The 25,165-nt window shown below is 64.6% G+C and carries 24 protein-coding genes and 1 tRNA gene; 13 read left to right on the top strand and 12 right to left on the bottom strand.

All coding sequences use genetic code 11. The features are described 5' to 3' along the window. Window positions 1–100 precede the first annotated feature (100 nt). A complete protein-coding gene (locus LDZ21_RS11470) occupies window positions 101–760 on the top strand; it encodes a VTT domain-containing protein (RefSeq protein ID WP_035961389.1) in 660 nt (219 codons plus the stop codon). Window positions 761–823: 63 nt separating this feature from the next. Here the strand turns inward: LDZ21_RS11470 and LDZ21_RS11465 are convergent, their stop codons facing one another. Beyond that, complete coding sequence (locus tag LDZ21_RS11465; protein ID WP_244794835.1) at window positions 824–1,075, bottom strand: GlsB/YeaQ/YmgE family stress response membrane protein; 252 nt, start codon at window positions 1,073–1,075, stop codon at window positions 824–826. Window positions 1,076–1,654: 579 nt separating this feature from the next. On the opposite strand from LDZ21_RS11465, the gene LDZ21_RS11460 reads away from it, so the two are divergent. From LDZ21_RS11460 to LDZ21_RS11450, 3 genes are read left to right on the top strand one after another with little or no spacing between them, the layout of a single operon-like run. Further along, complete coding sequence (locus tag LDZ21_RS11460; protein ID WP_244793437.1) at window positions 1,655–2,527, top strand: peptidoglycan DD-metalloendopeptidase family protein; 873 nt, start codon at window positions 1,655–1,657, stop codon at window positions 2,525–2,527. Between the two features lie 24 nt (window positions 2,528–2,551). After that, a complete protein-coding gene (gene bamE, locus LDZ21_RS11455; RefSeq protein WP_244793436.1) occupies window positions 2,552–3,112 on the top strand; it encodes an outer membrane protein assembly factor BamE domain-containing protein in 561 nt (186 codons plus the stop codon). A gap of 29 nt (window positions 3,113–3,141) precedes the next feature. Further along, a complete protein-coding gene (locus tag LDZ21_RS11450; RefSeq protein WP_244793435.1) occupies window positions 3,142–3,528 on the top strand; it encodes a hypothetical protein in 387 nt (128 codons plus the stop codon). Window positions 3,529–3,915: 387 nt separating this feature from the next. Here LDZ21_RS11450 and LDZ21_RS11445 read toward each other — a convergent pair. The 4 genes from LDZ21_RS11445 to LDZ21_RS11430 form a co-directional block, all read right to left on the bottom strand. Next, a tRNA-Met gene (locus tag LDZ21_RS11445) sits at window positions 3,916–3,992 on the bottom strand. Between the two features lie 95 nt (window positions 3,993–4,087). Beyond that, a complete protein-coding gene (locus LDZ21_RS11440; protein ID WP_035961362.1) occupies window positions 4,088–5,746 on the bottom strand; it encodes an MFS transporter in 1,659 nt (552 codons plus the stop codon). A gap of 227 nt (window positions 5,747–5,973) precedes the next feature. Further along, a complete protein-coding gene (locus tag LDZ21_RS11435) occupies window positions 5,974–7,575 on the bottom strand; it encodes a sensor histidine kinase (RefSeq protein ID WP_244793434.1) in 1,602 nt (533 codons plus the stop codon). Between the two features lie 7 nt (window positions 7,576–7,582). Continuing rightward, window positions 7,583–8,308, bottom strand: coding sequence for a response regulator transcription factor (locus tag LDZ21_RS11430; protein WP_244793433.1), 726 nt, complete (start codon window positions 8,306–8,308; stop codon window positions 7,583–7,585). Between the two features lie 252 nt (window positions 8,309–8,560). Here LDZ21_RS11430 and recA point away from each other — a divergent pair, with 252 nt between their 5' ends. The 8 genes from recA to LDZ21_RS11390 all read left to right on the top strand — a co-directional run bounded on the left by recA (window position 8,561) and on the right by LDZ21_RS11390 (window position 17,585). Next, entirely contained in the window at window positions 8,561–9,631 is a 1,071-nt protein-coding gene (recA, locus tag LDZ21_RS11425; protein ID WP_280519408.1) for a recombinase RecA, read from the top strand. A gap of 810 nt (window positions 9,632–10,441) precedes the next feature. Next, complete coding sequence (gene recX, locus LDZ21_RS31395) at window positions 10,442–10,981, top strand: recombination regulator RecX (RefSeq protein ID WP_404980493.1); 540 nt, start codon at window positions 10,442–10,444, stop codon at window positions 10,979–10,981. Between the two features lie 159 nt (window positions 10,982–11,140). Then, on the top strand, window positions 11,141–11,773 hold the full coding sequence (locus tag LDZ21_RS11415) for a DUF2889 domain-containing protein (RefSeq protein WP_244793432.1): 633 nt from the start codon (window positions 11,141–11,143) through the stop codon (window positions 11,771–11,773). Between the two features lie 115 nt (window positions 11,774–11,888). Next, a complete protein-coding gene (gene sucC, locus LDZ21_RS11410; RefSeq protein ID WP_035961347.1) occupies window positions 11,889–13,055 on the top strand; it encodes an ADP-forming succinate--CoA ligase subunit beta in 1,167 nt (388 codons plus the stop codon). A gap of 97 nt (window positions 13,056–13,152) precedes the next feature. Beyond that, on the top strand, window positions 13,153–14,034 hold the full coding sequence (gene sucD / locus LDZ21_RS11405; protein WP_035961345.1) for a succinate--CoA ligase subunit alpha: 882 nt from the start codon (window positions 13,153–13,155) through the stop codon (window positions 14,032–14,034). Window positions 14,035–14,158: 124 nt separating this feature from the next. Then, window positions 14,159–14,875, top strand: coding sequence for a TerC family protein (locus LDZ21_RS11400; RefSeq protein ID WP_035961344.1), 717 nt, complete (start codon window positions 14,159–14,161; stop codon window positions 14,873–14,875). A gap of 111 nt (window positions 14,876–14,986) precedes the next feature. After that, the gene (locus LDZ21_RS11395) at window positions 14,987–15,580 is read left to right on the top strand and encodes a pilin (protein WP_035961896.1); all 594 of its coding nucleotides are present in this window, start codon (window positions 14,987–14,989) and stop codon (window positions 15,578–15,580) included. A gap of 181 nt (window positions 15,581–15,761) precedes the next feature. Further along, entirely contained in the window at window positions 15,762–17,585 is a 1,824-nt protein-coding gene (locus tag LDZ21_RS11390; RefSeq protein ID WP_244793431.1) for a PglL family O-oligosaccharyltransferase, read from the top strand. 7 nt (window positions 17,586–17,592) lie between these two features. On the opposite strand, the gene moaC is transcribed toward LDZ21_RS11390, so the two are convergent. Next, window positions 17,593–18,072: a cyclic pyranopterin monophosphate synthase MoaC gene (gene moaC / locus LDZ21_RS11385; protein WP_244793430.1), complete on the bottom strand. Its 480-nt coding sequence runs from the start codon at window positions 18,070–18,072 to the stop codon at window positions 17,593–17,595. Between the two features lie 125 nt (window positions 18,073–18,197). On the opposite strand from moaC, the gene LDZ21_RS11380 reads away from it, so the two are divergent. Next, complete coding sequence (locus LDZ21_RS11380) at window positions 18,198–20,300, top strand: M48 family metalloprotease (RefSeq protein ID WP_244793429.1); 2,103 nt, start codon at window positions 18,198–18,200, stop codon at window positions 20,298–20,300. Between the two features lie 4 nt (window positions 20,301–20,304). Here the strand turns inward: LDZ21_RS11380 and LDZ21_RS11375 are convergent, their stop codons facing one another. The 6 genes from LDZ21_RS11375 to LDZ21_RS11350 all read right to left on the bottom strand — a co-directional run bounded on the left by LDZ21_RS11375 (window position 20,305) and on the right by LDZ21_RS11350 (window position 24,988). Beyond that, entirely contained in the window at window positions 20,305–20,886 is a 582-nt protein-coding gene (locus LDZ21_RS11375; protein WP_244793428.1) for a DUF2946 family protein, read from the bottom strand. 3 nt (window positions 20,887–20,889) lie between these two features. Next, window positions 20,890–21,951 (bottom strand): hydrolase, encoded by a 1,062-nt coding sequence (locus LDZ21_RS11370; RefSeq protein ID WP_244793427.1) that lies wholly within the window; start codon window positions 21,949–21,951, stop codon window positions 20,890–20,892. A 40-nt stretch (window positions 21,952–21,991) separates the two neighbouring features. Then, window positions 21,992–22,435: a nuclear transport factor 2 family protein gene (locus LDZ21_RS11365; protein WP_244793426.1), complete on the bottom strand. Its 444-nt coding sequence runs from the start codon at window positions 22,433–22,435 to the stop codon at window positions 21,992–21,994. A 130-nt stretch (window positions 22,436–22,565) separates the two neighbouring features. Further along, window positions 22,566–23,639: a lipopolysaccharide heptosyltransferase II gene (gene waaF / locus LDZ21_RS11360; protein ID WP_035961322.1), complete on the bottom strand. Its 1,074-nt coding sequence runs from the start codon at window positions 23,637–23,639 to the stop codon at window positions 22,566–22,568. Between the two features lie 170 nt (window positions 23,640–23,809). Further along, entirely contained in the window at window positions 23,810–24,004 is a 195-nt protein-coding gene (locus LDZ21_RS11355) for a zinc-finger domain-containing protein (protein WP_035961321.1), read from the bottom strand. A gap of 63 nt (window positions 24,005–24,067) precedes the next feature. Beyond that, the gene (locus tag LDZ21_RS11350) at window positions 24,068–24,988 is read right to left on the bottom strand and encodes a branched-chain amino acid transaminase (RefSeq protein WP_035961319.1); all 921 of its coding nucleotides are present in this window, start codon (window positions 24,986–24,988) and stop codon (window positions 24,068–24,070) included. Between the last annotated feature and the right edge of the window lie 177 nt (window positions 24,989–25,165).

Below are 25,165 nucleotides of genomic sequence, written 5' to 3'. Positions count from 1 at the left end.
ACGGACGCCGCCGGTCACTTCGGTATCATGGCGCGACCCCTTTGCTCCCCGCCGGCAGACGTCCTCGTCTGTTGGCAGCCAATTACTTCGAGGAACGCTTTTGGACACGCTGCTGCATTTCCTGGGACTCATTCTTCACATCGACAAGTCGCTCGGTGATTTCATCAACGTCTACGGTGCGTGGGTTTATGCGGTGCTGTTCCTGATCGTGTTTTGCGAGACCGGACTCGTCGTCTTCCCGTTCCTGCCGGGCGACTCGCTGCTTTTCATCGGCGGCGCGTTCGCGGCCACGCACGAGATGGATCTGGGCGCGCTGATCGTGCTGCTGCTCGTCGCGGCTATCGCGGGCAATACGGTGAATTACTGGATAGGGCGGGCCATCGGCCCGAGAGTATTCGATACCAACATTCCCGTGCTCGAACGCTTTCTGGATCGCGCCGCGTTGCAGAAAACCCATAACTTCTATGAGCGTCACGGCGGCAAGACGATCGTGATCGCGCGTTTCGTGCCGGTGGTGCGGACCTTCGCGCCGTTCGTCGCGGGCGCATCGGCGATGAACGCGACGCGCTTTCAGCTCTTCAACGTGCTCGGCGCGGCAATCTGGGTGCTGTTGCTCGTGTTGCTCGGCTACTTCTTCGGCAACATTCCGTTCATCCGTCAGTATCTGAACGTGATCGTGCTCGTGGGCATCGGCGCGGCGATCGTGCCGATCGCTTTGGGCGCGTTGTGGAAAGTGAGCCGCCGCCGCTCGAAGGTGTAACAGCACGGCTGTGACGGGCGGGCCGGACGCAAGAGCGCCGGCCCGTCGAAACCTGATGGGTTTTTACCCGCGCTTGAAAAGGCGGATGATGAAGAGCAGCACGACCGCGCCGATGACGGCCGTCAGCAGCGAACCGAGCAGGCCGCCGCCCAGCGAGATGCCGATCTTCGTGAACAGCCAGTTGCCGACTACGCCGCCGACGATACCGACGAGAATGTCCATGAACACGCCGAAGCCGGTGCCGTTCATGATGAGCCCGGCCAGCCAGCCGGCGACACCGCCGATGACGATGCCAACAAAAAATCCGTGATGCAAGAGTTCCATGCGCGAGCACTCCAGGAATAAGGGAAATTGCAGGACGGCAGGAAGGTCCTGCGTTCGAGCGAGGCGAATGTAGCCCAAAGTGCAGCGCGATAGTTTTGCAGAGTGTCAAGGATTGTCGATACGGCGCTCTGCAGGCCAATATGCCTATCCCTGGCTTTCGCGAGGCTTCTGCATGCGGCCTCAATGGAAGCGCGGCGCAAGCCAAATCGCCACAGGCGTCGCAGGATGGACGAAATCGTTAAAATATTTAGAATCCCGAATGACGGCGCACGCATTGCCCTAAAGTGTCCGGTTTAGTTAACTTAGGCGAAGCGGGATCGTAATGTTTTATGCTGGCGGGTGTTCGTTCGAGCGCAGGCGCGAATGGTTGAAGGCGCGTGGTGCGCGTGTCGTCCTTACGGCGATGTCGGCCCTCGCGCTCGGCGTGCTGATGTCGGGGTGCGGCGTTGTTGGTTGTGTCGGCACGTCGGTGTATGGCATCGGCTTGACCGTGTGCTAGCCAGGCGGCTCACGCGGAAAGATTCAAGAGCTTGCAAGAGATAAAGTCAAAGCATGGGAAAGTGGGTGTCGATGCAAACAGGACTTTTTGGGCCGCGTCATCGGGCGGTCGTCGCGGGCATCGCGCTCGCGGCAGGCATGGCGGCGGTGACGAGCTTGACAGGATGCACGTCGACGCCAAGGTCGCCGGCGCCGATCGTCGAGAACACGACGCTCAGGACGCCGCCCGCCGTTGCGAGCGCGCCGAATAGCGCCGCGACGGCGGCATCGTCGGCGCCCGTCGCGCCGGGGTTCTATCGCGTGAAGCCGGGCGACACGCTTTATGGCATCAGCCGGCTCTTCAAACAGAAGCCAGCGGACCTCGCCGCATGGAACTCGCTGACGGAAAGCAAGCAGGTGAACGTCGGGCAGGTTCTGCGTGTCGCGCCGCCGGGCGCAGCGGGCTCCGGGCCGGCAACGGCTGCTGCTCCTTCTGCTGCTGGCGGGAAGGACTTGCCGCCGCTTATTGCGGCGCCCGCGAAGCCGGCCGCCGAAGTGCCGCCAGCGAAGACCACCGAGGAGCATGCGACCGCTGCGAAGGCTACCTTCGCGTGGCCGGCCAAGGGCGAGATCGTGCGCAAGTTCGGGGCGAGCGGCAGCAAGGGCATCGATATCGCCGGGAAGGTCGGTCAGCCGGTGAAGGCGGCGGCGTCCGGCAAGGTGGTCTATGCGGGCAGCGGGTTGCGGTCCTATGGGCGCATGATCATCGTCCGGCATAGCAACGATTACCTGACCGCGTACGCGTACAACGACAAGCTGCTGGTCCGCGAGGGCGACAGCGTCAAGCAGGGCGCGACGATCGCGGACATGGGCACGGGCCCGGGCGGATCGGCAGTGCTGCATTTCGAAGTGAGGAAGTCCGGCGCTGCCGTCGATCCGGTGCCGTTGCTCGGCGCGGGCGGTTGAGTCGCACGAAGGAAGTCGAAACAAATGAAGAAGCTCTCGTTTGCCGCGCTCGTCGCGGCAGCCACGATTGCGCTGCTTGCCGGCTGCGATCAGCAACAAAGCGGAGATGCGATGAACAAGCTCAGCGCGTTCTTTAACTCGGTGAAGCCTGACACGCTGTTGCTGAAGGACCTGAAGCCGGGCGTCACGACCGAGGCGCAGATCCGCAGTCAGATGGGCGAGCCGGAAATGACGCGCACGTTCACGGACGGCTCGAAGCGGCTCGAGTATCCGCGCGGCCCGGCGGGCACGAATACGTACATGGTGGACCTCGATCCGGACGGGCTGTTCGTCTCGGTGACGCAGGTGCTGACCGCGGAAAACTTCGCGAAGGTGCGGCCCGGCATGACCGAGGACGAGGTGCGCAGGCTGCTCGGCAAGCCCACGACCGTCGCCGCATACCGGTTGAAGCAGGAGCACGTGTGGAGTTGGCACTGGCTGGAAGACGGCGTCAATCGTGACGCCATGTTCAACGCGCACTTCGGGCCGGACGGCATCGTAGTGACGACGTCGCGTTCGGAGGCGGAAGGCGGCGGGCGGCATTGAGCGCGAGCGAGGTTTGAGGCCCTGGGGCGATGATCGACAAACACGACGGCAACATATTCCTGGCGCTGAGCGACGAGGCCTGGCGGTATCGGGAGCGCGCGGCGCGACAAGCGAACGACGAACCGTCCGCGCAATGGGAGTGCATGCGCGGTCATCGCTGGGATGAATCGCTGGATCTGGCGCAGAACATTCGCTGCATGAATTGCGCGGGGCCTCGGCGGGAGAGCCAGACGAACCGCGCGCGCTCGCTGGCCGAAGTGCGCGGCGGGACGTTGTTGTCGCGTGGCTATGTGAACGCGATGACGCCGCTTAGGTGGCAGTGCGCGTATGGCCATGTGTGGGATGCGCATGCTGACGTCGCGCAGCGTCGTTGGTGCGATGAATGTGCGCGGACGGTGTTTGCTCGTTATCGCTGATTCGGGGCAACGCGGCACGAGACAGGCGCGGGAAAAAGAAAAGCCGGCGATTCGCCGGCTTTGAGCTTCGTTGTCGGAGCGATGACTTTTCGTCTGCTGCTCGTCGGGACGTTGGCAAAGACCTGCGCTGCACGCGCCCATCCTTTACCCACGGCTCGATCGAGCGCCGCCCTTCCTGTTGTGGTCTCTCGTGTGCGCGAACTGCTTGTTCCCCGGTGCGCAGGCAAAGTATCCGTCGGGCGGATTCGTATGAATGTACGGCGTCGAACGTTGTTTGCGAAGTCGGATTGAGCTTGCCGACGATGCGTGTTCTGCGCCTTTGAAACGCCGATCGCAGACGACAAAAAAGCCGCTGTCCTTGTGGGAGCAGCGGCTTTTTCTTGCAACTGGTGGCGAATCAGGGACTCGAACCCCGGACCTGCGGATTATGATTCCGTCGCTCTAACCAACTGAGCTAATTCGCCGAAAGAGACGAGATTATGGTGGGGCACGAAACGTCTGTCAACCCCCTTGCACGTAATTTCTTAACTCGCACGCGCAAGGGGAGGGGACGCGAAGCTCAGTCCTCGTGATAGACATTCGACTTGCGCGTGTCCTTCACGAACAGCATGCCGATCACGAACGTCCCGAGCGCAATCACGATGGGATACCACAGTCCCGAATAGATATCGCCCTTGGCCGCGACTATCGCGAACGCGGTGGCCGGCAGGAAGCCGCCGAACCATCCATTACCGATGTGATACGGCAGCGACATCGACGTATAGCGGATCCGCGCCGGGAACATCTCCACGAGCATCGCCGCAATCGGGCCGTAGACCATCGTCACGAAGATCACGAGGATCGTGAGGATGACGATCGCCATCGGCCAGTTGATGAGCGCCGGATCGGCCTTCGCCGGATAACCCGCGCTCTTCAGCGTGCCCGCCAGCGTCTTGTCGAACGTGGCGCCTTGCGCCTTCGCGTCGGCTGCCCGGCCGTCGTAGGTATTCACCACCGTCTCGCCGACCTTGATCTGCGCAAGCGTCCCCGCCGGCGCAGCCACGTTCTGATAGTTGAGACCGGCCTTGGAAAGCGCGCCCTTCGCGATATCGCATGAACTCGTGAACTTCGTGGTGCCCACCGGATTGAACTGGAACGAGCACTCGTCCGGATTCGCGATCACGACGATCGGCGACTTCTGCGTCGCGGTTTCGAGCGTGGGGTTCGTGTAATGGGCAAGCGCCTTGAACAGCGGGAAGAAGGACAGCGCGGCGATGAGACACCCGGCCATGATGATCGGCTTGCGCCCGATGCGATCCGACAGCGACCCGAAGAACACGAAGAACGGCGTGCCGATCAGAAGCGCCACGGCCACCATGATGTTCGCGCTGGTGCCGTCGACCTTGAGCGTCTGCGTGAGGAAAAACAGCGAATAAAACTGGCCCGTATACCAGACGACCGCCTGACCCGCCGTCAGACCGAACAGCGCGAGCAACACGATCTTCAGGTTCTTCCACTCGCCGAACGCTTCCTTGAGCGGCGCCTTCGATGTCTTGCCTTCCGCCTTGATGCGCTCGAACACCGGCGATTCGTGCAGCTTCATGCGAATCCACACCGACACCGCGAGCAGCAGAATCGACACGAGGAACGGAATGCGCCACGCCCACGCGCCGAACTGCTCTTCGCCGGTGATCGTGCGCACCGCCAGAATGACGACGAGCGAGATGAAGAGGCCGAGCGTCGCGGTCGTCTGAATCCACGCCGTCCACGCACCGCGCTTGTTCGATGGCGCGTGCTCCGCCACGTAAGTCGCCGCGCCGCCGTACTCGCCGCCGAGCGCGAGACCCTGCAGCAGCCGCATCGCGATGAAGATAATCGGAGCCGCGATGCCTATCGTCGCGTAACCGGGCAGGAAGCCGATCAGGAACGTCGACAGACCCATGATGACGATCGTCACGAGGAACGTGTACTTGCGGCCAACCATGTCGCCGAGGCGCCCGAACACGATCGCGCCGAACGGGCGCACGGCGAAGCCGGCCGCGAAGCCGAGCAGCGTGAAGATGAAGCCGGCTGTCGGATTGACGCCCGAGAAGAACGTCTTGCTGATGTAGATCGCCAGCGACCCGGCGAGATAGAAGTCGTACCACTCGAACACGGTCCCGAGCGACGAGGCGAAGATGACCTTCTTCTCCTCCGCCGTCATCGGTGCGTGCGAAACACGCCCTTCGATCGTAGCCATGAATCGTCTCCTGTTGTTTGCGTGTGTATCCGATTCCATCCGAAGCGCACGGGCAGCGCCGTGCAAAGATTATTGGAACGAAAACTTACGGCGTTCTGACGCGGAGAGGCGGCGCCCACAGAGGCGAGGAAACAGTCAATTCGCTCTGATCCGCGTGCAAGGAGCGGCGATCTTCTGGCAAGCTCCTGGCTTCATGCGCGAAAACCGAAATCGCACGACCGTTGCGCTCAGGGTTTGTCCCTGGCAGGAAAAACCCGCTGTAGGCTCACGCGGATGAGCGTGCCGGCGAGCCGCGGCGCTTCCTGATACACGTGATCCTCGATAGCAAGCGTGCCGCCGTGCATCGTCGCGATCTCCTTGACGATTGCAAGACCCAGTCCGCTGCCGTCGCCCTCGCGTCCGAGAATGCGATAAAAGCGCTCGAAGACGCGCTCGCGTTCAGCGGGCGGAATACCCAGCCCCGTGTCTTCCACTTCGAGATGCACGAGATCCAGTTCGTGATCGTCGGTCCGAACGCGCACGGTGATGCGTCCGCCCGGCGGCGTGTAGCGAATCGCGTTGTCGATGAGGTTCGACAGCATTTCCCGCAGCATCACGACGTTGCCTTGCACATCGACCGGAAACGGCGGTTCCTCGAATCCGATATCCATGCGCCGCGCGAGCGCCGCCTGAACCCAGTCGCGCACCGCGGCGCGGGCGAGCGCGGTCAGTTCGACGCGAGAGAAGATCTGCCCCGTCGCGCGATTCTCCGCGCGCGCGAGCGCCAGCAATTGCGTGACGAGCCGCGCCGCGTGTTCCGAACTCGTCGCGATCTGTTCGAGCGAGCGCTGCACTTCCGTCGATACATCCTGCCGCAGCGCAAATTCCGCCTGCATCCGCAAGCCGGCGAGCGGCGTTTTCATCTGGTGAGCGGCATCGGCGATAAAGCGTTTCTGAAACTCCATGTTCTGTTCGAGCCGCGTCAGCAGGTCGTTGAACGACGCGACGAGCGGCGCAATCTCCGGAGGCGCGCGGCCCGCTTCCAGCGGCGAGAGATCGTCGGGGCGGCGCGTGCGCATGTTCGACTGCAGAGCGTGCAGCGGCGCGAGCCCGCGCGAGAGCCCGAACCACACGAGCACGATCGCGAGCGGAAGGATCACGAACTGCGGAAGAATCACGCCCTTGATGATGTCGTTGGCGAGCTGGCTGCGCTTGTCGAGCGTCTCGGCGACCTGCACGAGCACCGGCTGCCGGCTTTCGGGATCGCGTCCCGACGCGAGGCCGGGCAGATCGACGGTCGTGTACGCGACGCGGATGTCGTTGCCGCGCAGCACGTCGTCGCGAAATTCGACGATGCCCGGCTGCGGCCGGTCGTCCTCGTGCGGCAGCGGCATGTCGCGGTCGCCGCCGACGAGCTCGCCGCGCGTGCCGAGCACCTGAAAGAACACGCTGTCGACGTTGTCGGCGCGCAGGAAATCGCGCGTGGCGTCGGGCAGCCGCAATTCCGCGACGCCGTTGACCGGCTGAATCTGGCGGGCGAGCACATAGGCATCGGCTTCGAGCGCGCGGTCGAACGGACCGTTGGCGATCGACTTCGCGACGAGATACGTCACCGCGATGCTCATCGGCCAGAGAAGCAGAAGCGGCGCGAGCATCCAGTCGAGAATCTCGCCGAACAGCGAGCGCGGATGCGCCTCGTTGCCGGGCTCGAGCTCGTCGGGCGGGGCGAACGGATTGGCGTAGCGGGCGTCGCGCAGGGCGTCGGAATCGGCGGCGGTCGCGTCGATAGCCGCCGGCGAAGGCTGGCGCGGCGCTTCGCCTGCGCGTTCGGTGGAGGCGGGCGACGCCATGCGCGGCTTACTTATAGTGTTGGCTGGCGGCAGCCGGATCAGCCGGCGCCTTCGCATCGGGCGCGCTCGCGGCTTTTTCGAGCGTGTAGCCGAGTCCGCGCACCGTGATGATCCGCGCGCCGCTCGGCTCGATCTTCTTGCGCAGCCGATGCACGTAGACCTCGATCGCGTTGTTGCTCACTTCTTCGCCCCACTCGCAAAGATGATTGACGAGCTGCTCCTTCGACACGAGCCGGCCGATGCGCTGAAGCAACACTTCGAGCACGCCGAGCTCGCGCGCCGACAGGTCGATCACCTGATCCGCGATATGCGCGATGCGCCCGACCTGATCGAACGACAGCGATCCGTGCCTGACGACCGTTGGTCCGCCGCCCGCGCCGCGCCGCGTGAGCGCCCGCACGCGCGCTTCCAGTTCGTTGAGCGCGAAGGGTTTCGCCATATAGTCGTCCGCGCCGAGATCGAGGCCCTTTACGCGCTCGTCGACGCTGTCGGCGGCGGTCAGGATCAGGACCGGCATCTGCGAATTGCGCGCGCGCAGGCGGCGCAGCACTTCGAGACCGGGCATCAGCGGCAGGCCCAGATCGAGGATGAGCAGGTCGAAAGATTGCAGGGAAAGCGCGGTGTCAGCCTCGACGCCATGCTTCACATGGTCAACGGCGTATCCCGATTGGCGGAGTGATCGGACGAGGCCGTCCGCGAGTATGCTGTCGTCTTCGGCAATGAGGATTCGCATCGTCGGGGCCTGATGCGCGGGGCGCATCGCATTGCCGGCACCGCATTTCGCCCGGCGCGGCGGTCTCCAGGGTGTTATGCGGTTTTTGCACGGTTCGCTCGACGTGGAAAAACACCACGCCGCACGATCGGGCTTGCAAAAACTACTGTTTTTTTATACAGTGTCTGCGTTAGTGCAAAAGCGGGGCGAAGTATCGCTACGAGCCTGCGCGCACGCGTCTCAGACGCCGTTCATCATAGCAAAGGACGATTCATGGAAGAAAGCAAGAAAGGCCCGGCTGGAATGACTGCGGAAAAGAGCAAGGCGCTGGCCGCCGCGCTGTCGCAGATCGAAAAGCAATTCGGCAAAGGGTCGATCATGCGGCTCGGCGCAGGTGAGGCGGTCGAAGACATTCAGGTGGTCTCCACCGGCTCGCTCGGACTAGACATCGCGCTCGGCGTCGGCGGCTTGCCACGCGGTCGCGTGGTGGAAATCTACGGTCCGGAATCGTCGGGCAAGACCACGCTCACGCTGCAAGTGATCGCCGAGATGCAGAAGGTCGGCGGCACGGCCGCGTTCATCGACGCGGAACACGCGCTCGACGTGCAATACGCGCAGAAGCTCGGCGTGAACATTCAGGAACTGCTGATCTCGCAACCGGATACGGGCGAGCAAGCGCTGGAAATCGCGGATGCGCTCGTGCGCTCGGGTTCCATCGACATGATCGTCATCGACTCGGTCGCGGCGCTCGTGCCGAAGGCGGAAATCGAAGGCGAAATGGGCGACTCGCTGCCCGGTCTGCAAGCGCGTCTGATGTCGCAGGCGCTGCGTAAGCTCACGGGCACCATCAAGCGCACGAACTGCCTCGTGATCTTCATCAACCAGATCCGCATGAAGATCGGCGTGATGTTCGGCAATCCCGAAACCACCACGGGCGGTAACGCGCTGAAGTTCTATTCGTCGGTGCGCCTCGACATTCGCCGTATCGGTTCCATCAAGAAGAACGACGAAGTGATCGGCAACGAAACCCGCGTGAAGGTGGTGAAAAACAAGGTTTCGCCGCCGTTCCGTGAAGCCATCTTCGACATTTTGTACGGCGAAGGCATTTCGCGTCAGGGCGAGATTATCGACCTGGGCGTGCAGGCCAAGCTGGTCGACAAGGCGGGTGCGTGGTACAGCTACAAGGGCGATCGCATCGGGCAGGGCAAGGATAACGCGCGCGAATTCCTGCGCGAGAATCCTGACATCGCGCGCGAGATCGAAAACAAGATCCGCGAATCGCTGGGCGTGGCTGCGTTGGCTGATGCCGTCGCCACGGGCGCAGCGGTGTCGGGCGACGAATAAGCGTCCGACCTGCCGCCGATGCTCAAGCGCCGGTTCGGATCGAAGGCTGGCAACGCTCAGATCGGGCGCGGTGGTGCTGGAAGTTCGAACCGCGCTGGCGAGAACGATGAAGCAAGCGGTGAACTGAAGAGCGATCGCTCTTCATACGCCGCAGGCGGTGTCGATCAGCCGGAGGACGGCGCCGAAGCCGTCGATCGCTACGAACGAAGCAGCGAGCGCACCGGGGCATCGTCAAAGCGCGGCGGATTCATGTCGAGCAAGAAAGCACGCGCCGGCGCGAAGTCATTCGCGTCGGCGCGTCGCGTTTCTGAGGCTGCGGACGAGCACGTTGCGGGTTCAAGCGCAGCCGCGATTGATCAGCGCAAGCGGTCCGCTTCGATCAACCGTGACGAGCTTTACGGGCAGAGCGCGGCATCGGCGACCCGCGAACAAGACGATCGAGGCAGTCACGACGATCACGCCTCGGCGCAACCCGCGCAGCCCGATCGCGCTGCCCGCCTTCAGCAAGCGCGCTCACTATTGCAGCAAGCCACCGCACAGGCGGTCAGCCCTCCGCCTCGCGTTCAGCCGACGGCGGTCAGCACCGGCCAATTCGACGATCCCTTCGAAGAGGCCGACCCCTTCGAATCATTCGAGCAGTGCGCGCCGTCTCGTGCGCCCGCAGCTGAGACGGGTACCGTTAGTGAGCGTCCGATTCGGCGTCCACGTAAGGCTCGCAGCGCAACTAATCGACCGTCACCGCAACGCCTTCCCGCCGACGACGCATTCGAAGACTCCGAGCCGTTCGAACAATGCGCACCGCAAGCAGGAGTGGAACTTGAGTCCGCCTACAGCCGCTCCAGCGAACGCCAGCGCAAGGTGCCCAACGCCAATAATCCCCGTCAGCCGCAACGCTCGCTCAAAGGGCGCGCGCTAGGTTATCTCTCACGCCGCGAGTACAGCCGCGCGGAACTGTCGCGCAAACTACGGCCGTATGTCGAAGAAGCGGATTCCCTCGAAACGCTGCTCGACAGCCTCGAACGCGACGGCTGGCTGTCCAACGAGCGCTTCGTCGAAAGCGTCGTGCATCGCCGGGCGGCGCGCATGGGCGGCAGCCGCATCATCAATGAACTCAAGCGTCACGCGGTCGGCGACGCGCTCATCGGCGAAACAGCGGGAAAGCTCGCGGTAACCGAAACCGCCCGCGCCCAGGCGGTCTGGGAAAGAAAGTACGGTGTGTTGCCCGAGACGCCCGCCGAGCGCGCCAAGCAGGCGCGCTTCCTCGCGGCGCGCGGCTTCTCCGGCAGCACCATCGGCAAAATCCTGAAAGGCGGGGACGAGGACTGCGCCGACGAGTTCATCGACGACTGACAACGCGGTGATACAGCGCGGCGATACCACGCCGCGACACAGCGCGGTGACCCACGCAAAAGGCCGCCTGACTGCCCGCAGCGATTCCTCAGGCCATCCACGGCCCCCAATACTCGCTATGCTAAAATTCAACGGTTTCCCCGTTCCGGCTTTCGCCCCATGCCTCTTTCTCCGCCCGTTTCCCGACAGTTGCGCCATCGTCGCGCGATTCGGCTGGAAGCGTTCGAGCGGGATGACAAGCTATGGGACATCGAAGCCTGCTTAACCGATGAGAAGCCCCGCGACGTCCAGGTCGCGGCGGGCGTCCGGCCGAAAGGCCTGCCGATCCATGAACTCTGGCTGCGCATCACCATCGACCGCAAGCTCACCATCGTCGACGCCCAGGCGTCGTCCGACTGGGCGCCCTATGCCGGTCTTTGCGCAGAATCCAACTCGGCTTATCGCTCGCTCATCGGGCTCAATCTGTTGCGTAATTTCCGTCGCGAAGTCCGCGTCCGCCTGGGCGGCACGGCGGGCTGCACGCATCTCACCGAGCTGTGCGCCGTCCTGCCGACCGCAGCCATGCAGGCGTTCTTCGGCGATGTCTGGTCCGACGATATGTCCGATCCCTTCGCCCCGGAAGACGCCCGCGCGGGCGCGCAACGGAAACGGCCGCCGTTCGAACTCGGCGGCTGCCACGCGCTGCGCTTCGACGGCCCCGCCGTGCGCGAATACTATCCGCAATGGTTCGGCTACGAGCCGTCCCGCCAAGACAACGCACTCGACACGGAACAGGAAAGTCCGCAAACGTAGCGCGCTCGTCATTGCGAATCCGAGCGGCCGGTAATCAAACAACCATCCAGATAATTGCGATTCACGCAATTCGAAATCGAAGTTCACTCCAACTCTCAGACTGAAGGAATCACGCATGAAGATTCACGAGTACCAGGGTAAGGAAATCCTGCGGAAGTTCGGCGTCGCGGTCCCGCGCGGCAAACCCGTGTTCTCGGTGGACGATGCGGTCAAGGCCGCGGAAGAGCTGGGCGGCCCGGTTTGGGTCGTCAAGGCGCAGATCCACGCCGGCGGCCGCGGTAAGGGCGGCGGCGTGAAGGTCGCGAAGTCGATCGAGCAGGTCCGCGAGTACGCGAACCAGATCCTCGGCATGCAGCTCGTCACGCACCAGACCGGCCCCGAAGGCCAGAAGGTGAACCGCCTGCTGATCGAAGAAGGCGCGGACATCAAGAAGGAACTGTATGTCGGCCTCGTGCTGGATCGCGTTTCGCAGAAGATCGTCGTGATGGCGTCGAGCGAAGGCGGCATGGACATCGAAGAAGTCGCGGAAAAGACGCCGGAACTGCTGCACAAGTTCGCCGTCGAGCCGTCGACCGGCCTGCAGGACGCAGACGCCGATGACCTCGCACGCAAGATCGGCATCCCCGACGCATCGATCCCGCAAGCGCGCGCGATCCTGCAAGGTCTCTATAAGGCGTTCTACGAAACCGACGCATCGCTCGCGGAAATCAACCCGCTGATCGTGACCGGCGACGGCAAGGTCATCGCGCTCGACGCCAAGTTCAACTTCGATTCGAACGCGCTCTTCCGTCATCCGGAAATCGTCGCGTATCGCGATCTGGACGAAGAAGATCCGGCTGAAGTGGAAGCATCGAAGTTCGACCTCGCCTACATCTCGCTGGACGGCAATATCGGCTGTCTCGTGAACGGCGCGGGCCTCGCAATGGCGACGATGGACACCATCAAGCTCTTCGGCGGCGAGCCGGCGAACTTCCTGGACGTCGGCGGCGGCGCGACGACCGAGAAGGTCACGGAAGCCTTCAAGCTGATGCTGAAGAATCCGAACCTGAAGGCGATCCTCGTCAACATCTTCGGCGGCATCATGCGTTGCGACGTGATCGCGGAAGGCGTGATCGCGGCGTCGAAGGCGGTGGACCTGAAGGTGCCGCTCGTCGTGCGCATGAAGGGCACGAACGAAGACCTCGGCAAGAAGATGCTGGCGGACTCCGGCCTGCCGATCATCTCCGCCGACAGCATGGAAGAAGCTGCGCAGAAGGTCGTCGCTGCAGCCGAAGGCAAGTAAGCGCATCGGCGTGCCTGCCTAACAGAGCGTTCCACCAGACACGAATGGCGGCGCCGGCCTCGAGCCTGAGCGACGCCAGACGAACAGAGGTCACTACATGTCGATTCTGATCAACAAAGACACAAAGGTCATCACGCAGGGCATCACCGGCAAGACCGGCCAGTTCCATACGCGCGCTTGCCGTGAATACGCGAACGGGCGCGAAGCGTTCGTCGCGGGCGTGAACCCCAAGCGCGCCGGCGAAGACTTCGAAGGCATCCCCATCTACGCGTCCGTCAAGGAAGCGAAGTCCGAAACCGGCGCAACGGTTTCGGTGATCTACGTGCCGCCCGCGGGCGCTGCCGCGGCGATCTGGGAAGCGGTCGAAGCCGATCTGGATCTCGCCATCTGCATCACGGAAGGCATTCCGGTCCGCGACATGCTCGAAATCAAGGACCGCATGCGCCGCGAGAACCGCAAGACGCTGCTGCTCGGACCGAACTGCCCCGGCACGATCACGCCGGACGAGCTGAAGATCGGCATCATGCCGGGTCACATCCACAGGAAGGGCCGCATTGGCGTCGTGTCGCGTTCGGGCACGCTGACGTATGAAGCGGTCGGCCAACTGACGGCGCTTGGCCTCGGCCAGTCGTCGGCGGTGGGTATCGGCGGCGATCCGATCAACGGCCTGAAGCACATCGACGTGATGAAGATGTTCAACGACGATCCCGAAACGGACGCCGTCATCATGATCGGCGAGATCGGCGGTCCGGATGAAGCGAACGCCGCACACTGGATCAAGGACAACATGAAGAAGCCGGTCGTGGGCTTCATCGCGGGCGTGACGGCGCCTCCGGGCAAGCGCATGGGCCACGCAGGCGCGCTGATCTCGGGCGGTGCGGACACGGCGGACGCCAAGCTCGAAATCATGGACGCGTGCGGCATCAAGGTCACGAAGAACCCGTCGGAAATGGGCCGTCTGTTGAAGTCGGTGATCTAAGGGAAGATCGGCAAAAGCCGTCAGGGTTTGGTACTCTTACTGAATCCTTTCGTCATCGCCGGATAGAAAGCGGGGGAGCGTCGGCTTCCCCGCTTTTTTATTTCGGTCACCGTTTCGCCTTGCCATGCTCGAATTTTTCTCCACGCTTCATTGGGGCGCTGTCGTCCAGATCATCGTCATCGATATTCTTCTCGGTGGCGATAACGCCGTCGTCATCGCGCTCGCGTGCCGCGATTTGCCCGTCACGCAGCGCAAGCGGGGCATCGTGCTCGGCACGCTCGGCGCGATCCTGCTGCGCGTCGCGCTGATCGCGTTCGCCGTCGTCCTGCTCGACGTGCCGTTTCTCAAGTTCGTCGGCGGACTGTTGCTGCTGTGGATCGGCGTCAAGCTGATGCAGCCGGGTCACGACGAACATCACATCAGCTCGTCCGACAAGCTCTGGGCGGCGGTGAAGACGATCATCGTCGCCGATGCCGTGATGAGCCTCGACAACGTGATCGCGATTGCGGGCGCGGCGGAGGCGGCCGATCCGCAGCATCGTCTGACGCTCGTGATTTTCGGGCTGGTCGTGAGCATTCCGCTCATCGTGTGGGGCAGCACGCTGGTGCTCAAGCTGCTGGACCGCTTTCCCGTCGTCGTGTTGCTGGGCGCGGGGCTGCTCGGATGGATCGCGGGCGGGCTGATCATCGACGATCCGTTCATCGACCGCTGGCCGGCACTGAACACGGACGCGGTCGGCTATGCGGCGCGGCTTGGCGGCGCGCTCGCCGTCATCGCGGCGGGCTGGCTGATGAAGCGCCGCACGCTGGCGCACGGAAAAGGCGTCGCGGCCGATACCTGACCACGCAGCGTTGGCCGAATGGCCGACTGTCGCCGCACTGACTGCCTCAATAGGATGAAAGCGTCCGGTCTGCTCACGCAGCCGGCGCTTTTTGTCTTTTTGGGAGCAGCAATGACGAGCATGGTTTTGGACGTGAAGAGCCCGCGCGAACGGCGCGGATGGAACGAGTGGATCAGGCGGGCGGCATCGTCGGCGCATGGTTTCACGCTGATCGAGTTGATGATCGTGCTGGCGATCGTCGGCGTCGTCGCGGCTTACGCGATTCCCGCGTATCAGGACTATCTGGCGCGCAGCCGCGTGGGCGAGGGCTTGTCGCTCGCGGCATCGGCGCGTCTCGCGGTCGCGGAGAACGCGGCGAGCGGGGCGGATCTGGCGAGCGGCCATGCATCGCCACCCGCGACGCGCAACGTGGAGTCCATTCACGTCGACAGCAATACCGGGCAGATCACCATCGCCTATACGACGCGCGTTGCGCCGGCGGGATCGAACACGCTGGTCCTCGTGCCTTCCGCGCCCGATAACGCCGATACACCGACGGCGCGCGTCGCCCTTGCGCGAGGCACGGTGCAGGCGGGCACGATCACCTGGGAATGTTTCGCGGGCGGCAAGGCGGCGTCGTCGCTGCCGGCGCCGGGCGCGGGGCCGTCGCCGGTGGAAGCGCCGACGCTGCAAGGCAAGCTCGCGCCGCCTGAATGCCGCGCCTGAGCACGCGAGTGAGCGAGTGAGCGAGCCGAACGGCGCGCGCGGCGGCGTAGAAGGTTTCGCCGCCGCGCTTCACAGCGAGTTCGTGCGAAAACGGGTGATTTCGTGGCATTTCCGGGCAGGCGGCGCACAGGGGCGGCAAAGTTTTGTATAGTGCGCCGGTTCCCGACGTTCCCAGCCCCTCATGCCTTCCCAAACCACCTCGTACGCGCGCTATCTCTGCTTCGCCGTTCTGTGTGCCGCGCTGACGTTTCCGTTCGCCGTCGTCAGCCACACGTATCCGATTCCAACCTTCTACGCCGAGTACAGCGCGCTCGCACTTTATCTGGCGCTCGGCGCGGCGGTCGCCGTGCTCGTGACCGTGTCCGAGCCGCGCGTGCCCTTCGCGTCGCCGGTCGTGGCGCTGATGCCGCTGCTGTTCGGCCTGGTGCTCGTCGCGCAGACGGTGCTGCTGCCTGTCGCGCAGCCTTCGATGAACTGGCTCGGCGGCGCCTATTTGCTGGCGTCGTTCGTCGCGGTGCATACGGGCTTCGGGCTGGCGCGGGCGGGGCTGTCGGAGAAGGCGTTGCGCGTCGGCGCGGCGGCGCTGATCGTCGGCGGCCTGTTTGCGGTGTTCTGCCAGACCGTGCAGATGTTTCATGCGGAAGTGAAGTTCTCGCCTCTGATCGTCGCGTACAACGTGATGACCGAGCGGCGCATGTTCGGCAACATGGCGCAGGCGAATCACCTCGCGACCGTCATCGCGTTCGCGCTTGCCGGCGCGCTTTACTTCGTGCAGACGCGGCGCATGCCGGTCGCGGTGTGGCTTCCGCTGTCGGCGGTGTTTTCGTTCGGGCTGGCGCTGACGGTGTCGCGCGGGCCGTGGCTGCAGACGGCGGTGATCGTCGTAGCGGGATTGTGGATGGCGTTCGCGCAGGGTCGCTCGGCCGCAGCCGAAGACCTCGACGCGCCCGCACGCCGCAATCGACGCGACATGCGCGCATGGATCATCCCGATCGCGCTTGGCGTGTTGTTCCTCGTGGTGAACGCGGGCGTGCGCTGGGCCAACGTGAGGTTCCAACTGGATCTGGCGCAATCGGCGGCGGAGCGCATGCAGGACGCGAACCAGATCGCGCCGCGCCTCGCGCTGTGGAAGTACGGCTGGACCATGTTCACGACGCATCCGCTCCTGGGCGTCGGCTGGGGCGAGTTTCCCCGTTATCAGTTCGATCTCGTGCGCGAACTGGGCGGCGTCGAGATCGCGAACAATGCGCACGACATCTTCATCGACTTGCTGGCGAAGACGGGTCTGCTGGGCATGGGCGTGCTGGTCGCCGGCATCGTGCTGTGGCTGATCCGCGTGCTGCGCGCGCCGCATACGCCCGCGCGGATTTTCGGGCTCTCGCTGTTGGGCGTGCTGATGATGCATGCGCTCGTCGAGTACCCGCAGCAGTACATGTTCTTTTTGATGCCGGCGATGCTGGTCATCGGCCTGCTCGAAACGCGGCCGTTGCGACTGGTCGCGCGTCCGCTGTCGTATGGCGTATATGTGACGCTCGTCGCGGGCGGCCTGGTCGCGCTGTACCCGACGATGCAGGATTATCACCGCGCCGAAGTGCTCTATTACGGCTCGCGGCCGGCGGAGCAGTATCGCGACGATCCCTCGTTCCTGTTCGGCGCGTGGGGGCAATACGGCGCCGCGACGCTGCTGCCGATGAACGCGCAGAACATCGAAGCGAAGCTGGCGGCGCATCGGCAGGCGCTCGCGCTGCTGCCGGGGGAGACGGTGCTGCGGCGTTACGCGGTGCTGCAGGCGCTGGCCGGTCAGCGCGAGGAAGCGCTCGATACGATGGCGCGCCTCAAGATCTTCGCGACGCAGCTCAAGGACTGGCCGACGCAACTGGAGGCGGTCTACCGGTCGATCGACGAGATCGGCGCGCCGCTCGCTCCTTTCAAGGCCGAGTTGGTGAAGCTATATGGCAAGCCGGCGGGGACGGTTCAGGACCCGGAGGAAGACGAGGACGACTGAGCGCGGGCTAGGCGCTCGCCACCCAATCCCCCGACTTCCCCCCATGCTTCTCCATGACCTTCACATTGGTGATGGTCATGCCTCGATCCACCGCCTTGCACATGTCGTAAATCGTGAGCAGCCCGACTTGCACGGCGGTGAGCGCTTCCATCTCCACGCCCGTGCGTCCGACGGTCTCGACCCGCACTTCGCAGTGAACGCCGGGCAAGTTCTCATCGATGGAAAAGTCCACTGCGACGCGCGTCAGCGCAAGCGGATGACACAGCGGAATCAGATCGGCGGTGCGCTTCGCGCCCTGGATCGCCGCGATGCGCGCCACGCCGAGCACGTCGCCTTTTTTCGCGCGGCCTTCGCGGATCAGCGCGAGCGTGCCGTCGAGCATCGCGATCGAGCCGCGCGCCACTGCAATGCGCCGCGTCTCGCCCTTGTCGCCGACATCGACCATGTGCGCCTCGCCGGCGGCATCGAAATGTGTGAGTCCGGACATCGCGTCCTCCTTTGAGCGGGCGCCTATCATACCAGCGTGATCCGGCGCGTTTTTCGCCGAAGTCGGCGGTTCGCCGGTCATGGCGCACTTGATACGATAAGCGTGTTTCCGTCATTCAGCCGGTCATGCACCTGAACCGTCCGAGCCGTGCGCTCATCCTCGCGTTGTGCCTAAGTCAGGCCGTGCCGTCCGTCGCCCTCGCACAGGTGGCGGCGTCGCCTGCGGGCGCGAGCGCCGCGCAGCCGCGGGAGGAAACAAGCGCACCCGGCGAGCCGCAGGTCGCGGACGGCGTCTTCGGCGTCTATGGCGGCGCGGAAAGCCGCTTCGCCAACCGGCCCGGCGCGATGGCCGGCCTGCGCGCGCCGCTTTCATCGGTGCAACTTCCGGACCTCGGCGACGGCTCCGGCGGCACGCTTTCGCCGCAAGCCGAGCGCCGCGTCGGCGAGCGGATGATGCGCGAAGTGCGCTCCGATCCAGACTACCTCGACGACTGGCTGATACGCGATTACCTCGATTCGATCGCGTCCAAACTGTCCGCCGCCGCAGCCACGCAGTATCTCGGCGGCTATCGGCCGGACTTCGAACTGTTCGCCGTCCGCGATCCGCAGATCAACGCGTTCTCGATGCCCGGCGGTTTTATCGGCGTGAACACGGGGCTCGTGTCCGCGACGCAGACCGAGTCTGAACTGGCGTCGGTCGTCGGGCACGAAATGGGACACGTGCTTCAGCGCCACATCGCGCGCATGCTCGGCACGCAGGAGAAAAGCAGCTATGCGGCGCTTGCCGCGATGCTCGCCGGCCTGCTCGCCGGAGTGATGACGCGCAGCGGCGACCTCGGCATGGGCATCGCGATGGGCGGGCAGGCGTTCGCCGTCGACAATCAACTGCGCTTCTCGCGCGCCGCCGAGCACGAAGCGGATCGCGTCGGCTTCCAGATGCTCGCCGCAGCCGGCTACGATCCCTACGCGATGACCGCGTTCTTCGGCCGGCTCGACCGCGCGGCGATGGCCGATAACGGCGTGCCGGCCTACGCGCGCACGCATCCGCTGACGATCGAGCGCATCGCCGACATGGAGGACCGTGCGCGCCGCGTGCCGTATCGCCAGCCGCGTCAGTCGCCGGAATACGCGTTCGTGCGCGCCCGCGCCCGGGTGCTGCAGGTCAGCTACGCAAGCGACTATCGCGAAGTCGCAAGCCGCTTGAAGTACGAAATCGACGATCAGACGGCGTTCAATCCAGCGGCCAACTGGTATGGCATCGCGCTCGCGCGTTCGCTGACGAGCGATTACGACGCCGCCAACGATGCACTCGCGAAAGCGCGGCGGCTGTTCGAGGGCGAACAGGCGAGCGAGGCGGCCGTGGCGAATGAAACGCGCCGGGAACCGGCGCCGCCGGCGAGTGCGGGCGCCGCTGCCAGCGATGCGATCCCGCCGCAGCGCGGGCGCTTGACGGCCAAAAGCGTAGCCGGAGCGACGTCGCGGACTGCGGACATCGACGGTTCGCGAGCATCAACGGCGGCGAACTCTGCACGGGGCGACGTTGCGCCACGTTCTTTCAGCCTCGACGCTGCGAAGGCCGACCGCCCGGCGTCGGCCATTGGCGCAACGGCACAACCCGCTGCGTTCCCCAGCGCGCTGTTCAGCAGCAGCGCGCACGGTGCACTGAGCGCATCGCCCGCATCGCCCGCATTGCCCGCCGACGCGCGCGCATCGCCGGACAGGAGCGCCACGCTTCCGGCCGTGCACGTCACGGCGCAAACGTCGCGGCAAACTGCCCGCAGCACGCCAAGCCTCGACGTGCTCGCCGCCGATATCGCGCGTCGCGCGGGCCGGTATGACGACGCGATCCGGCTCGCGGAGATCGCGCAAACGCGCTGGCCCGCCTCGCACGCGGCCATCGACATTCATCTGCAGGCGTTGATCAGCGCACATCGCTATGCGCAAGCGCAGTCGCTCGCGCGCCGGCAGACGCAGGCCGAGCCCGCCCGCGCCGATTGGTGGCTGTATCTCGCGCAGGCGAGCGCGGGTCTCAACGATCCGTTGCGCCAGCACGAAGCGATGGCCGAGAAGTTCGCGCTCGACGGCGCCTGGCCTTCCGCGATCCGCCAGTTGAAGGAAGCACGCGATGTGAAAAACGCGAGCTTCTACGATCTATCCACGATCTCCGCCCGCCTGCGCGACTTCGAGACGCGCTACAAGGAAGAGCGCGATCAGGATCAGAAAAGCTGACGTATCAGGGTTTCGACGCCGCACGCGCGGCCGGGCTCGCGACGAAGCCGAAGCGCCGCTCGACGTCCGCGCGCGCGATCGGCTGCAAGGGCAAGTCGACGGCATCGCGCCAGTGGAACACGCCGCCGTGCGAGGCATCATCGACGGATGCGTGACTCGCGAACAGGTCGAGATCGTGATCGTGCAGCGCGGCGATGCGCGCCGGCGATGCACCGTCGGAAAAGAGCAGACCGCCTGCATCGTCGAGCCATGCGTGCGCCGGCTCGAACGGCGCGCCGGTCTGATCGGTCAGGCGAAGCGCGTCATCCGCAAGCGAAAGCCGCACGATCCACGGCGTATAACCCAGCTCCACATATACGCGCTGCGGCCCGTTCTGAAAGAACCACTGGCCCTCGGCGTCGCGCTCGTAATTGCGATTGATGAAGCCGATCAGCGCCTCATGGCGGATCACGTCGCCGAGCGCGCCGGCGGCCTGCGCCGCATCGTCGCGCATGCGCCACTGGCCGCGTCTGTCGAGCATGAGCCAGCCCGTGCAGTGCGGAACGTTGGGCCACTTGGCGAGCGCCTGCTTGACGATTTCATCCATGATTCATCCGCGAGAAAGGAACTGCTCGAGATATCCGAACACGCGCTGCGAGAGCCAGTCGATGCGCCCGGGAAACGGCCCCGTCATGAAGCCGACATGCCCGCCGTGGTTTGGCTGATCGAGCGTCACGCATGCCGACACTTCCGCCTGCGACGGCAGCGCCGACTCGGGCAGGAACGGATCGTTGCGTGCATTCAGCACGAGCGCCGGCACTTCGATGTGCTTCAGATGCGCGCGCGTCGTCGCACTCGACCAGTAGTGATCGGTGTCCCGGAAGCCGTGTAGCGGCGCGGTGACGACATTGTCGAATTCATGAAGCGTGCGCGCGGCGAGCACGGCGTTGGGATCGTAAAGGCCGGGATGCTGCGCCAGTTTCGCGAGCGCCTTCTTCTTCAGCGACTTCAGGAAGCTGCGCGTGTAGACCATGCCGAAGCCTTGCGAGATCGCGTGGCCGCCCGCGTGGACATCGAGCGGAGCGGAGATCGCGGCGGCCGCGCTGATGATCGAGGCATCCGTGCCGCGCTCGCATAGCCAGCGCAACAGCACGTTGCCGCCGAGCGAGACGCCCGCCGCGACGATCGGTCCCGCGTGCCGCTCGCGCAAGCGGCGCAGGATCCAGTCGGCTTCGGCGCTGTCCGCCAGATGATAGAAGCGCGGCAGCAGGTTGAGCGGCCCGCTGCAACTGCGGAAGTGCGGCACGACGCCATGCCAGCCGCGCGCTTCGGCGGCGGCCATCATCGAGCGGGCGTAGTGGGAGTCGGAACTGCCTTCGAGGCCGTGAAAGAGCACGAAGAGCGGGGCGGTGGACGCGACGTCGCGCGATGTGTGCGCGAGCCAGTCGAGATCGATGAAATCGCCGTCGGGCGTGTCCCATCGCTCGCGCCGATAGCTGACCGCGGGCTTGCGGCCGAAGAGCGCCGGTACGATGGTCTGCGCATGCGCCGTCGGCAGCCAGCGGGGCGCGCTGTATAGCCATTCCTCGATGGGATCGAGGACGTTCGCAACCACGGCGGGAGCACTATCCACGAACGACGAATCGTGTTGCAACAACGGATCGCGCTTCATGGTCCTCCCCCGTCAAACGCCTTCTTCGATACTTCGTGTTTCAGTGCAGCGATCCCTTCCCGTGACGCAGCTTCACGGCGAACTGGCCGGCGGTTTCCATCGGCATCGTGCTCGCATGGATGTGCGCGATGCGCCATTCGCCGCGCTCGTGAACCATCACGTAGGTCGTGAAGATCAAGTGCGGCGAGGCGGTGCCCGCAGGCTGATGCGCTTCCGCAATCGCATACACGACGGTGCCGAGGCTGTCGTACACGCGGATATCGAGCGGCTCGATCGTGACCGGCTGCGCTTCGAGCTGCTTGCCGAGGCCCGCGCGTATGTTTTCGAGGCCGTGCAGATGCGTGCCGTCCGCGCAGATGCAGGTGGCGAATTCCTCGTCGATCCAGAGCGACATCACGGCATCGATGCTGTTGTCCGCGACGGCCTGATAGTAGGCGTTGAGCGTGTCGGCGGCGGCTTCGAACAGGCGGGCGAAACGTGGCATGGCGCGTGAGTCTCTGGGTATCGGTGCGGGACGCCATCGAACGGTGGCGCGCCGCATCGGTCATGGTTCAAGGCATGTCCCCGTTCGGGGACATCGCGTGTCCGTGCCCGCGAAAGGGCGGCGCGACGCGTCAACGATGCGCGAGCAGCATGCCGCGCAAATCGGCGAAAACCTGTTCCGCGGACAGTTCGCGAAGGCAGTTCAGATGGCCGAGCGGACACTCGCGGGCAAAGCATGGACTGCAATCAAGATGCAGCCATTGTACCTTTGCGAGGTCGGACAAGGGCGGCGTATGGCGCGGATCGGTCGAGCCGTAAACCGCGACGAGCGGCCGCTTGAGCGCTGCCGCGACGTGCATGAGCCCCGAGTCGTTGGTGACGACCGCGCTCGCCCGCGCGATCAGCGCGCACGCTTCTCCGAGCGATGTCTGCCCGCACAGGTTGCGCACGTTCTGCGCGCGTTCTGCGATGGCCTGCGCGGCAGCGGAATCCTTGTTCGACCCCAGCGCGACGATGCGCGCATACGGGAACGACTGCGCGACGAACTGCGCCAGCGACGCGAAGTGCTCCGGCGGCCAGCGTTTCGCGGGACCATATTCCGCGCCAGGACAGAACACGACGAGCGGCGCGCGGGTATCGAGATTGAAGCGCGCCGAAACGCGCACGGCTTCGTTCGGGTCGGCTTCGAGGCGCGGCACGGGCAAGATCTGCGCGTCGCCCGTCTGCGCTTCGCGGGGCTGTGCGTACTTGTCGACGAACGGCAGCTTCGCGCCCGGCGCATAGGCGAGAGCGGCGTAGTGCACGGTCATCGGCGGACGATCGGTCTTCGGCGGATTCGGGTGGCGCACGTTCAGCAACCCGTAGCGGCTCTCGCCCTTGTAGCCGATGCGCAGCCGAATGCCCGCCATCCACGGCAGCAGCGCGGATTTCATCGAGTTCGGCAGGACGTAGGCGGCGTCGTAACCGACATCGCGCAAATCGCTCGCGAGCTGCCAGCGGCGCAGCAGTTGCAGCTTGCCGTGGGCGAGGTCGGTGGCGTAGACGGCGTGAATTTCCGGCATGCGCTCGAGCACGGGCGCAACCCACGAGGGCGCGACGGCATCGATCACGATGCGCGGATGCAGCTTCTTCAGAAGCGTAAAGAGCGGCTGCGCCATCAATGCGTCACCGATCCAGTTCGGTGCTATAACCAGCGCACGGCGCATCGTTCGTTATCCGATCTCAAAATAGTGGCGGCTCTCCGCGATCATGCGGGAGGCGCGCAAGTCTTGTTAGTATGTGGGGCGGCCGGCATCGCACGGCCAAGCGCGTCCAGACACGAGCGCGCGGCCCGCCGGGACGGACCGCGCTCGTGACGACGCACGTCAGCGGCCGGTCAATGGCCCTTGATGACTTCGCCGTCCTTCAGCTTGTAGCGCGTGCCGCAATACGGGCAGCGCGCCTCGCCGTGCGACACGTCCAGAAACACGCGCGGATGCGTGCTCCAGCGTTGCATCTTCGGATTCGGGCAGAACGCGGGGATGTCCTTCGCCGACAACTCCACCAGCGGCATTTCCTTCAGGTCGCTCATTGCACTCTCTTTTCAATGTCGTTCGTTGCTCGCGGCAAGCGGGCCGCGCGGCCCGCCGCTGTATCAGACTTTCGCCAGCCAGCTCGCGTACTTCTCGTTCTTCCCGCCGACCACGTCGAAGAATGCGCTTTGCAGCTTCTCCGTGATGGGACCGCGCTTGCCCGAGCCGATGGTGCGGTTGTCGAGTTCGCGGATCGGCGTGACTTCGGCGGCCGTGCCGGTGAAGAACGCTTCGTCGCAGGTATAGACCTCGTCGCGCGTGATGCGTTTCTCGATTACCGGAATGCCGAAGTCGCGCGCCAGCGTGAGCACCGTGTCGCGCGTGATGCCGTCGAGGCACGACGACAGGTCCGGCGTGTACAGCTTGCCGTTGTTCACCAGAAAGAAGTTCTCGCCGGAGCCTTCGGACACGTAGCCGTCGACGTCGAGCAGCAGGGCTTCGTCGTAGCCGTCGGTCACGGCTTCCTGATTCGCGAGAATCGAGTTTACGTACCAGCCCGACGCTTTCGCGCGGACCATCGACACGTTCACGTGATGGCGCGTGAACGACGACGTCTTCACGCGGATGCCCTTCGCCAGGCCGTCTTCGCCGAGGTACGCGCCCCACGGCCACGCGGCGATCGCCACATGGATGGTGTTGCCCTTCGCGGACACGCCGAGCTTCTCCGAGCCGACCCAGATGATCGGGCGGATGTAGCACGACTCCAGCTTGTTCTCGCGCACGACTTCGAGCTGCGCGGCTTCGAGCGTGGCGTGATCGAACGGAACGTCCATCTGGAAGATCTTCGCCGAGTTGAGCAGACGCTTGGTGTGCTCCTGCAGGCGGAAAATGGCCGTGCCGCTCGCGGTCTTGTATGCGCGGACGCCCTCGAACACGCCCATGCCGTAGTGCAGCGTGTGGGTCAGAACGTGGATGTTGGCGTCTCGCCAGTCGATGAGCTTGCCATCCATCCAGATCTTGCCGTCGCGGTCGGCCATTGACATACGCTTCTCCTAGCTGTCTCGTTCAGTGATTTCGATGGAACCGTGTCCGCCGCTCAAGCGCCGGTTATTAGCCGGTCGACTGCCGATTGCCTGCTGTTTGTCTGTCAAAGCATGCAAGACGCAGGCTCGGCGCAAAGGCGGTGAAAGACCGCCATTTTAGCGTCTTTTGACAATTGG

It is taken from the genome of Caballeronia grimmiae, from assembly GCF_022879615.1.
Taxonomy (GTDB): Bacteria; Pseudomonadota; Gammaproteobacteria; order Burkholderiales; family Burkholderiaceae; genus Caballeronia; species Caballeronia grimmiae.
The sequence above is the reverse complement of the archived record's forward strand: the minus strand, read 5'-3'. Positions and strand labels throughout refer to the sequence as shown.